The sequence below is a fragment of the Prevotella conceptionensis 9403948 genome (assembly GCF_000312305.1).
Classification (GTDB): domain Bacteria; phylum Bacteroidota; class Bacteroidia; order Bacteroidales; family Bacteroidaceae; genus Prevotella; species Prevotella conceptionensis.
On record NZ_HE999456.1, the window covers coordinates 26,863 to 37,458 of the forward strand.

A 10,596-nucleotide genomic window follows, 5' to 3' on the forward strand; every position below is an offset into this window, starting at 1 on the left:
AAACTTTAGTTAAATAATGTGCAATACTTAAAAATAATGAAATTTGCAATAGTAATTTGTTATGATTTATAGGGGTTTCTCATCTGTCTTGTTGAGAAATCATAACATATCTAAGATTTTCAATATGTTTTTTACAGTTGCTTATTCAGCCGATACTTAAAGCTGATGATGAAGTAGCTGCCAATTTGTGAGGTACGGCTTTCCGTCAATCCTGTCGCCGTAACATTGCGATAATAGTTTTTCTTGTCGCTGAGAATATCTGACCAATAGAGCGAAAGTTCGGCTTGCTTCTTTTTGAGGAATCGCCAAGATGCCCCCAAGTTCCAAACCACTTGATCGTCTTCGCCTTTTTTGATGTTGGTGCCGTTACGGAAAGAGTATGCAGCATCGCTCTTGACCAGGAAACCAAGAGGAAGCTCTGCATAGGTATTCAGCGAAAAGTTGTAACTTCGGGTATAGTTGGACGTACTACGAAGCTGGTTGGTGGCATGGCGGTAACGCCAATCGCCCTGCAAGTCGAAGCCACCCCATTTCGGCTGATAACCCAAGCGAAGGTTGGCATTATACGACGTATTGTGGGTGACGCTGCGGTCTGGCTCCTCGCTCTTTCCCTCATTCACAAGAGCTACACTTTGGGCAAAGCTGGCTCCTGTGCGAGCAGAGAGATTGAACCGCTTCTTCCATCGCTTCTGATAACGAAGACTGGCACGCATATTCCAGTTGCCATTCACATTCACAGGATAAGTCTCCGTGCCACCAGTGGCAAGGTTGTAAAAGACGGCTTGCGTCTGACTGTTATAGGTGTTGCTGAAATTAACATCGCCCGAAAGACCGAGGCGAGTGTTCCTTCCCATCAACCGAAAGTTCTGGCTATAAGCCGCTTTGAGCGAAGGATTGCCATGAGTAACGTGCAATGGGTCGCTATTGTCGGTCAGCGAAACCAAACTGCCAAGGTCTGGCTGTCGGCTGCTGCCATCATAATTCAGTTCGAAGCGAGTCTTGCCTTGATGCCATGACACATTCAACTGTGGGTTCCAATTCACGCTCGTCCTCACCGTATCGGCATAGAGCAGCCCAGTCTTCTGGTCAAGACTTCTCCGCTCTGGATGCATCTGCACACCCGTATTCACCTGCCATCGCTTGCCATTATAATTGAAATAAAGGCTGAGTTCGTGGGAATAAGTCCGACTCTGGGTATAGTTGCTCAAACTGTCTTGATATACTTCGCTCTCGTAAGTACTCCTGTCGCTCACCTGTCGGTTGGCAGAATAGCGATAACCGAGTTGCAGGCGCAAGTTCTCAGCCAAGGGTTGCGTCAAGTTGATGCCTACGGAATAGGCACGATTGGTGGAGGGGGAGTGCTGGTATTGGTTGCGATAAAGCACGGAATCGCCACCCAGACTGCTCTCCAACTGATAGTAAGTGGTCTCGGAAAGGGAATGTGACTCGTTGGTACTCTTGCTGTCGGAGTAACTACCCGTGAGGCTGATGCTCGTACCCTTGTCGTTGAACACTCGGGTGATGTCGGCATTGACGGAGAACGAATGGCTGTCGCTCTTCGAATCCGAGTTTCTCGTGATGCTGTTGATACGCTCATCGCCTTCTGAAGAGGTGGATTGCTGGCTGTCGCTGGTGTTGTCGCTCTTCGACTTGCTGAAGTTTCCACCTATATTAAAATAGGTCTTGTCATCCAAGCTCCACCTCATGCCCAACGAACCATTGCCCATCGTGTTGCGATTGGTGCTGGTGGATGCCGAGTTCTGGTAACGGTTGCCTGTGGTGAGATATTGCTCACTATACAGGGTGCTCTCGTTGCCACTGGCATAATGGTTGTACATCATGTTGCCATAGAGGGTGAATCGCTTGGAGAACTTCTTGACAAAGTTCATCGCCACGTTGTCCTGTCGGTTGTCGGGATAGCGAGAAGTTTTATATCGGTTGCCACTTCGAGCTATCACGGAGATGTTGTCGCCTTTCTGACGGAACAAGTTGGAAATCAACTCTGTCTCCTTCTTATCGTTGTTGCCTATGCCGATGCCTGCCGAAGTAATCAGCGTGCCGTTGAACTCTCGCTTGGTCTGCAAGTCGAGCACATAGTTCTCGCCTCCTTTGCGCACCTTGGTAATCTTCTCCAATTCGCTTCGCTTGTCATACACTTTGATTTTGCTCACCAACTTGGCAGGCAAGTTTTCGAGGGCGAGGGTGCTGTTGCCGCCAAAGAAACTCTCGCCATTGACATTGATTTCATGGATGGGAAGACCGTTGTAGGTCATCGTCTTGTTCTGCTTTTCGTATTCCAATCCAGGCACTCGCTTCAAGAGTTCTTCGAGGTATGCTCCTTCGGGAGTATAGAAAGCATTGGCATTGATAACCGTGGTATCGCCCTTTATCTCCACCTCCTTCATGGCAGCAGTAACCACCACTTCGCCGAGGTTGAGCGTCCCAACATCTTATGGCTACAATCAGCGGCAACGACAAAGAGTTGAGCAAAATCCTTGTAATGGATGAAGCATTGGAAAAATGGAATGAAGCATATGGACAGACTACATAACTTCTATTAGTCATGTGTTAAAAGTCAATGAATATGGGGGACGACAAGCAAAGGTGAATGAGAAAAGACAATGTTTTAAGGGGTGGGAAACTTTAGCTATTGAATATATTGGCAGTATATCCCTTGCCCAACCGTGAGCCATTGAGAGCAATACCCTCTTTATCATCAATGAAGGTAATGCCATAGATACGTCCGCCTTCGTTCTTTCGGATTACCACACGCAAGCTCTGTTCCTCCAATCGCTGTCGAAGTTCTTCCTCTGTCTTTGGAGAGGTACGCATTGTTTGTAACACCCTGTACCTTATGATTGATATCAATGGCTTGATAGCTTGTTTGGATTTCTGCATCTTGTTCTGCACGGCAGTATAGCCCACACCACGCCCGATGTCCGAGGCGTTAATGGGTGTGCTTATTTTGTAGCCCTTGTCGTCAGTCGGAACATAGACCAGTCCGTCATATTTCTTTCCTCGGAACTCAGTCTTGACTTCCTCCACAGTAAGATTGTATGCAGAAAGGATGGCATTCAATTCTCCGAGTGAACAGAACTTATAACGCTTCAGCACCGTGCGGACAACACTTGCGACCTGCTCTTTGATACTTCCTTTTGTGGTATCCACCTTGGGCGTTTCTGTTACCGCTTTCTCACTAACCTTTGAACTCGGAATAAGGTTATACTTCCTTCCCGAAGCATCGGTAATCTTCTTGCTCCTTCGCTTTTCAAACCTGTCGTTGATTTTTTTTCCCTCTCCGTCCACTCGAAGCGACACGATGTGTATATGCTCACGGGCGATGTCGTTGTGCTTGAACACGATATAAGGCTGTTTGCCATAACCAAGTGCTTCCATATACTCCTTGGCAATCTGCATAAGCGTTTCATCGGATAGTTTTTCGTCCGGGTGCGGATTGAGCGAACAATGGAACACCGTCTTCTTCGTTCGGCATTTTTTAGGTATCAAAGCCTGCATATCGGCCAGTACATCCTCCATCGTGTAATTACCATCGTTGCTTTGATACAGTTCAGCTGCAAGAAGGATGCTCACTTCTCCTTTCTCCACTTTCTTGAAGTTGTAGCCGAGTGCCCCTCCAAGGTTCTCTGTTGCTGAAATCTTGGCAATCATTTTTTGCGGTAGTCAATGGTAAGATTGATTGCCTGCTCCTGCAAAGTGATGATTTGAGCAGACAGTTTCTCCAACTTCTCAAGCATAATCTGTGCAGTCTTCACGCTGTGATAACTGTTGATGGCACGCACGGCTTGGTTATACAGCACGCCAATCTTATGGATTTGTGCCGTCAATTCCGAGAGTTTTCGGTAATATTCCACAGCGGATTTATCCACCGTTATTACCTTGAAATGCTCTCCAAGAATACGAGCGCGTACGAAATCCGACTTCGTTTCTGCCCCTGAACGCTGAAACAAATCAATCGCCCTTTGCTGGTCTTTGGGGTTGGGCAACCGCACATGCCAGTTGTCCCAACGAGGCTTTTCTGCCTTTTTTCGTTCTAAACGATATTCTGTACCTTTATTCATATTCATTTGGTCTTCTAATTACGACTTTGGAGTAATTCATCTCCCCTTCGGGGCAAGGGTCTTTGTGGTACAAACGGCGGTTTGTGTTACAAAGACACACCTTGCTGATGTAGAAAATGGGATTATAAGCCCATGCCGTGTTACTGCATTCACTGAATACAGTAACTCGGCGTAGGCTTGCATTCGAGGAATGCAGTAATTCAGAGTTTCCTCCATCTTTCCACATCTTCCTTGTATTGGTCGAGGTGTTCCCGCAGTACCTGTTCGACATATCCCGAAACGCTCGCTCCATGCTCACCGATTCTCCGCACCACGAAGTCTAACTTTCGTTGGATTTCCTCTGATACATACACGGCTTTGCGGTGGCTGTTGCGAAAGGGCTGGAGATATTTCCCCTGAAACTCGGATAATTGCTTTCTGTCCTTTGTTTTTCCCATTCTTTGATGAAATTCTTCGGTAGAAGTAGCCCTTTCTGTTGGCGACAACGCTGTCTCTTGATAGGACGGTTGAGAAAAATCCTCGTTACTCTCCTTGTCATTTTGTTCCTCAACTTTATCAACAGGCTCAAATCTTTTCTTCTCCTCTTCATAATCTACGGGCTGGTCAAAATCGGGCAAATCTTCGGGCTTACGGAGCTTAACGCCATAATTGCTCATATCTCGAAGGGCTTGCTCTAAAACGGCTTTTCTCTTTTCATCTATGGTCGGCATGGCTTCTTGTGTATTGGGTAATAATGTCTTTCGAGCATGGTTTGTATGTCGCTCTGTTTGTAAAGTATCTTCCCTCCGATTTTGTAGAAAGGAAGTGTTCCTAAGTTTCTGTACTCTTGGAGCGTGCGTGTGCTGAGCCGTAATTGGCTGCAAACCTCCTCGCCAGTGAGGTAAACCTCTCCGCCCAGCATCGGACGGGCGGTAGCGTAATACCGCTCCAATTTCTTCAATATTCCTTCCATCAGTTGTGAAAACAACTGCATCTGAGGGTCTTCCTGCGTAATGATTTCATTCTCCGACATAATTCATTCATTGTTTGCGTTCAGTAACTCCGTGATGTCGCTCTCCTTGTAATAGCACTTGTGTCCAATCATTGAGAAAGGGATTTTTCCCGTATCTCTGTATGATTGCAGGGTACGCTTGCTGATGCCCAAACGCTTGCACACGGCTTCGTTGTCAAGCCATTCGTTCGTTTCGGGCGGATTGCCGATGAGTTGTTCGATACTGTGGATAAAGTCTGCAAATTCGGAGCGGTGTCGCTCCCACGCTTTGCGGTCGATGATAATGAGTTTCATTGCCTTAATTTTGTTTTGATTACTTTATTGTTACTCAGCAAACAAACTGTTATGCAGTCCATTGCCGTACTTCTCGGGTGCAAAAGTAAACCCTCGGAAGTACCGCAGCAAGAAATGAGGATAAGCAGGGAAATAGAGAGAAAGCAATAGAAAAACAAAGGAAATCCGTCTGTGTTATTGCGGTAATGAGATGAGGCGCCGGCTCGTTCCTTTTATTATTTTGTTCTTTTATCGATAATTCGATAGTTCGACAAATCGAGATGTCGAAGTGTCGATAGATAGTTTTATCGATAGATTATTTTGACGATATATAGTTTTGACGATATATAGTTTTGACAACAGATAGTCATGACAACAAATTGTACAAACAATAGATTGTCCGTATTATCGTCAGTCCTATCTGTTGTTAGTTGTTACGCCTTGCGTCCAAAGAGCCTGAGTATGCCGTATTCTTGTCGTGCCTATCTCTCTACGGCAGCCCAGCCCTGCAAGGTTGGGAGAGATGAATACGACCGCATGGATATAGAAAATGGCAATACCACCTTGAAACAGAAAAATCCTGCGGTGGAGATTCTTCTCTCCATCCGCAGGACTCGACCTTTCAGGGCAGATAGGCTACCGTTGTACCTTTGCACGATAAGAAACGGCTTCAGGGGCTTTGCATGTGCCTTTGCTTACAACGCCTTTGGGCTTACCCCTCCGTCTGACCGATTATTGGCAGATGATTGCTCTTGGTGAGCAGCACTATTGTGCCTGTGAGTTCGGTGTAAAGACGGCCGTATTGCTCGTCAGAAGCCAATGTGTCCGTCAAACCGAACTTGTCGAATGTGGCTTGAATAGCCTTGTTCGACAACAGTATAGGTACGAGTTTCTCTGGGAGCGGTGCAGGAAGTTCCCTTTCAAACTCGTTTTCCAACACGGATACAAGCGTATCATACTTGGAAAAGTGCAAGCCTTGATACAATGCCTCGCTTGCCATGCTCTCCGCTTCAATGTGTGTAAAGCCTTGTGCTACAGCATCGCAGTAAACTGTGAGAGCCATATCTGCCCGTGCAGTGATAAACTCCGTATCTTGCAACTTTTCGGGGTGATGCTCACTCATGTAACTTCTTAACTTCAATCGAAAGTAGGAAAGTTCCTGTTTGTTCTTCTGTTTCATTGTTTTTCTTGTTAAAAAGTTGGACTTCTTTTTTTTGAATCATTCATTACGGCTGTTACATCCCAATTATGGGACTTGACTTTTTCGGTGTTCTTGACGGACACAGCCGTAAGGCTTTACGCAGTACCCTTGTATGCTCACTACCCATCAGGGGTTGCATTTCCTTGGCAATCTTGCTCTTGGTCACCCGTGCATAAATCTCGGTCGTGGAGATAAAGCGATGCCCCAGCATCTTGCTCACCGTCTCTATCGGAAGTCCGTTCTCCAGACAGATGGTCGTGGCAAAGGTGTGCCGTGCGGTGTGCGAGGTCGCTTGAGTATGCGGTGGCAGTCCTGCCTTAATAGATATCTCCTGAATAGTTCTATTGAAATTACTGTTGCTGGGAAACTCTCGAAAGAAAAGCCCCTCCCTTCGTCCGTGGCTCACAATGGCGAGTATTTTCTCGGCAACGGGCAGCAACGGGACAATACTTCTGTTCTGTGTCTTTGTTCGACAGAGCGATATGTACCTACGCCCATCCCCGAATGTATAAACATCGTCCATTCGGAGTTTCTTTAAGTCTGAGAATGCCAGCCCCGTGAAACAGCCCAAGAGGAAAATAAGTCTGCAATGGTTATCTGTCGAGCGGTGCGGACGGTAAGCCAAGAGTTTTTGCAGGTCGTCCGCCGTAAGTGCATTGCGCTCGTAGGTAGGCGTTTCTATGTCTATGAGTTCAAAAGGGTCTTCACGAACGTATCGCTCCTGCAATGCCTTGCGAATGACCTGATGCAAGTGGCGTAGGCGGTTGCCGACACTGCTTTCCTTGTTTCCCAAGTCCCGAAGCATGAAAAGGCGATAATCCTCAAGCAAAGTCTTGTCCATCTCTGTGGGCATACAGTCTGCCCTTTCCCTTACTTGCAGGAAATGAACAAAACTCTTGTAGCTGTCCTTAAAAGCCCTGACGGTTGCCTTGCTTAAGGTTCTGCCCTGCAATTCCTCCTTGTATTCACAAACGGATTGATATAACTCCGTAAGTGTTGGCATGGGGCGACTTTGCTGCATATAACGCTCCTTGAGGTATTCCGCCGTGATATAGTTTTCTTCCCTTAATGTACGTTCATAGAGTGAATGCAAGCACTCTTCGATTGAGTTCAGTTGCAGATTGATGCCGCTTGAATTACCTGTTGTCGCCTTGATGTACCCTTTTCGGGCAAGCCACTCGTCGGGGGAAGTTTGCAACTGCGTGGAAAACGATGAGGACGTTCCGTTACAGGTGATACGACAGCGGATTACGCATAGTCCGTCTTCATTGGTCTTGCTTCTATCTATGTAGAATAGTATGGCAAATGTACTTTTCATTGTGCTGCGGTTTTAGTTGGTCAGTTGATAATGTGTGAGTTGTGGAAGTATTTTCTCTATGTCCAGAAAGACACGCTCGGGAGAAGTCTCCGCATACACTTGCGTGGTTTTGATTTGACTGTGTCCGAGCATTTTGGAAACGCTCTCAATGGACACGCCCTCCGACAGTGTCATCTGTGATGCGAAGGTATGCCGTGCCATATGATAGGTCAGCGTTTTCTGAATACCGCAAAGCCGTGCTATCTTTTTGAGGTGTATGTTCACCGTGTCGCATCCGGGTATGGGCAGCAGATACCCCTTGGGCGGTTCGTGTCGGAAAGCCCTCGTGTGAATGCCCCGATAACGCTCGATAATGGCAGTGGCTTCGGGAAGTAGGGGGATGTGGCACACGTTGCCCGTCTTCATCCTCGGCTTACGTATCCAAGTCATTCCCGCTTCGTGAAAGATGTGCTGCTCCGTCAAGTGATACACGTCGGTATAGGAAAGCCCCGTCAGGCAGGAGAAAAGGAACATATCCCTCGACACTTTTTCATAGCCTTGCAATTTATCTTCTCCCAAGGCTGCGATACGACCTACCTCTTCCCTTGTGATGTAACGTGGAGTGCCCACTTCCCAACGAATGGAATGGTTGATGAAGGGATAGGTGTCAATGATGTGCCGTTTATGCAGGTCTTTGAGCAAGGAAGCCAGCATGGAGAGATAACCAGCCGAAGTGTTGAGCTTGAATCCCTTTTCTTTGGCGAAGTAGTCCTCCAAGTCTTTGATGAGGACTGTGTCCACTTTCTGTACGGGAATATCCTCCACACGGTAGCGATACCTGACGAAGTTTGCCAGATGCTTGCGGAAGAGCAGCAGACATTTCAGCCTCCGCTCGCTGCGGTCTATGCCCACGCGCTCACGGAAGCGGTCGATATACTCGTCTGTATGATGCAGCAGTTCTTGAGATTCGCTATTTAGTCCGAATACAAGTTCCCGTACTCTCTCTGCCGTAATGGGGGCATCGGAGCTACCCGAAAGAGACTCATAAACCTTGTATATGCTCACCTGAAGGCGGTCAAGTTCCTTGTTTACCGATACGGCTTCGGCACTCTTGCCCAGCAGTCGGTTCTTGCGACTGTCCCACAAACGAGGAGTACACGAGCATTTGCAACTGAACTGTACCATAGAGCGTCCTGCACTGATGCGTCCCATGATGGGACTTTTTCCGTTTTTGTCCTGCGTACCTCTCTTGAGGTAGAAAAGCAGCTTGAATTTTTCTTTTTCCATTGTTTTTTACTTGCAAAATTACACTTCTTTGAGGAACTTTGAACGATGCAAAACATTGATAATGAAAGAGAAAACTCCGTTTTAGTTACCACTTTCAGCCGTCCTTTTCCTTTCATCGTTTTTCGAACGATTTGGTAACTGAACTCCCTCCTTTTCGCTCCCTTTTCTGCCTGTTTCCTATGATGCAACCCTAAGAAGAAACAAGCAATATCCGCTGTATTTCAGTCAGATATGAGTTTTATGCCATTTTCTGCTTTCTACTCCCATACTTCGTTGTAAAACGCCGCCAGCTCCGGCACCTTGATGAAATACCGGAAACGCTCTTTCTGAATGATGTTGTTCGTTACGGAGAACTCGAAGTCGGTGGTCTTCTTCGCAAAAATGGCCGCCCACGCGTCAAAGCAGCGGATGTCCTGCCGTTCGAGTTCCTTGGGACGCAGATACTTGAAGAGCAGGTAGAGTTCGGTGAGCGAGTTGGAAATGGTCGTTCCCGAAAGGAACGTCGCCCCCAAGTCTTTACCTGACCTCTCTTGAATGGTACGGATGGCAAAGAGCAGGTTGAGCGCTTTCTGGCTGCCCTCGCTGTTGCCCAGTCCCGCCACACGGTCATGTCGGGTGTTGAACATCAGGTTCTTGAACTGATGGCTCTCGTCGACGAAGATGTGGTCAATGCCCATCTGCGCGAAGTCTGCCACGTCGTCCTTACGGCTGTTGATTTCATGCTCTATCTTTTCGAGCTTCGCCAGTAGGTTGTGCTTGCGTTTTTCCAAACCTTTGAGCATCGAAACAGAAATGTTCCGTCCCTGCCCACGCAACACATCGAGGTTTTCCTCCACCGTGTCGAGTTCTTCTTGCAGGATGTTCTGCCGTATCTCCACCGACTGCGGTATCTTGCCGAACTGGTCGTGGCTCATGATGATGCAGTCGTAGTCGTTGTTGCGGATATTATTGAAAAAGCGTACACGGTTCTGCGTAGAAAAATCCTTTTCGGAGGCATAGAGGATACGGGCTTGGGGATAGGCAGTCCGGTACGTTGCAGCTATCTCTGCCACGTTCGCCTTCAGTCCGATAATCATCGGCTTGTGGGCGAGCGAGAGGCGTTTCATCTCATGGGCGGCGATGCACATGATGAGCGTTTTTCCTGTTCCGACCTCGTGGTCGGCAATGCCGCCCCCGTTCTGCTTGAGCATCCAGATGCAGTCCTTCTGACTGGGATAGACGGCAGAGATGCCATACTTGCCGCCGAGTGCCTTGAGGTCGAGGTCGGGGAAGGTCTGGTGCGAGCCGTCGTACTTCGGCCGTACAAAACAGTTGAACTTGCGGTTGTAGAGGTCGGTGAGCCTGTCCTTGAACTCTTTCGACTGCGCTTCCAGCCATTCGGTAAAACCGTTTCTTATCTCGTCGATCTTGGCGTTGGCCAGCTGTATCTTCTCGGCATCGCGCACCTTGATGTCGTTGCCGTTCTCAT

8 protein-coding genes and 2 pseudogenes are annotated in these 10,596 nt (G+C 47.6%); all 10 read right to left on the reverse strand.

The window, feature by feature from the left end; translation table 11 throughout:
* Positions 1-131 precede the first annotated feature (131 nt).
* Positions 132-2,423 carry an outer membrane beta-barrel protein gene (locus BN93_RS14825; protein WP_019189076.1) on the reverse strand — a complete coding sequence of 764 codons (2,292 nt, stop codon included), beginning with the start codon at positions 2,421-2,423 and terminating at the stop codon, positions 132-134.
* A 226-nt stretch (positions 2,424-2,649) separates the two neighbouring features.
* Positions 2,650-3,669, reverse strand: a pseudogene (gene mobB, locus BN93_RS14830) (conjugal transfer protein MobB); the annotation flags it as partial.
* The gene (locus BN93_RS14835) at positions 3,666-4,085 is read right to left on the reverse strand and encodes a plasmid mobilization protein (RefSeq protein WP_004351733.1); all 420 of its coding nucleotides are present in this window, start codon (positions 4,083-4,085) and stop codon (positions 3,666-3,668) included. The gene BN93_RS14835 and the pseudogene mobB, both read right to left, overlap by 4 nt.
* Positions 4,086-4,279: 194 nt before the next feature.
* A complete protein-coding gene (locus tag BN93_RS14840; protein ID WP_019189078.1) occupies positions 4,280-4,789 on the reverse strand; it encodes a DUF3408 domain-containing protein in 510 nt (169 codons plus the stop codon).
* On the reverse strand, positions 4,777-5,091 hold the full coding sequence (locus tag BN93_RS14845) for a helix-turn-helix domain-containing protein (protein WP_044261037.1): 315 nt from the start codon (positions 5,089-5,091) through the stop codon (positions 4,777-4,779). Before BN93_RS14845 ends, BN93_RS14840 begins: the two co-directional genes overlap by 13 nt.
* A gap of 3 nt (positions 5,092-5,094) precedes the next feature.
* The gene (locus BN93_RS14850) at positions 5,095-5,364 is read right to left on the reverse strand and encodes a helix-turn-helix domain-containing protein (protein WP_019189080.1); all 270 of its coding nucleotides are present in this window, start codon (positions 5,362-5,364) and stop codon (positions 5,095-5,097) included.
* A gap of 691 nt (positions 5,365-6,055) precedes the next feature.
* A complete protein-coding gene (locus BN93_RS14855; protein ID WP_019189081.1) occupies positions 6,056-6,523 on the reverse strand; it encodes a DUF1896 domain-containing protein in 468 nt (155 codons plus the stop codon).
* Between the two features lie 55 nt (positions 6,524-6,578).
* Positions 6,579-7,862, reverse strand: coding sequence for a site-specific integrase (locus tag BN93_RS14860; protein WP_044261039.1), 1,284 nt, complete (start codon positions 7,860-7,862; stop codon positions 6,579-6,581).
* 12 nt (positions 7,863-7,874) lie between these two features.
* Entirely contained in the window at positions 7,875-9,128 is a 1,254-nt protein-coding gene (locus BN93_RS14865; protein ID WP_019189083.1) for a site-specific integrase, read from the reverse strand.
* A 266-nt stretch (positions 9,129-9,394) separates the two neighbouring features.
* Positions 9,395-10,596, reverse strand: a pseudogene (locus BN93_RS14870) (DNA methylase); the annotation flags it as partial.

Bases quoted from the DNA above. Each gene is read 5' to 3' on its own strand.
- BN93_RS14835 (WP_004351733.1), bottom strand. From the start codon at position 4,085: ATGAATATGAATAAAGGTACAGAATATCGTTTAGAACGAAAAAAGGCA.
- BN93_RS14850 (WP_019189080.1), bottom strand. From the start codon at position 5,364: ATGAAACTCATTATCATCGACCGCAAAGCGTGGGAGCGACACCGCTCC.
- BN93_RS14865 (WP_019189083.1), bottom strand. From the start codon at position 9,128: ATGGAAAAAGAAAAATTCAAGCTGCTTTTCTACCTCAAGAGAGGTACG.
- BN93_RS14840 (WP_019189078.1), bottom strand. From the start codon at position 4,789: ATGCCGACCATAGATGAAAAGAGAAAAGCCGTTTTAGAGCAAGCCCTT.
- BN93_RS14860 (WP_044261039.1), bottom strand. From the start codon at position 7,862: ATGAAAAGTACATTTGCCATACTATTCTACATAGATAGAAGCAAGACC.
- BN93_RS14845 (WP_044261037.1), bottom strand. From the start codon at position 5,091: ATGTCGGAGAATGAAATCATTACGCAGGAAGACCCTCAGATGCAGTTG.
- BN93_RS14855 (WP_019189081.1), bottom strand. From the start codon at position 6,523: ATGAAACAGAAGAACAAACAGGAACTTTCCTACTTTCGATTGAAGTTA.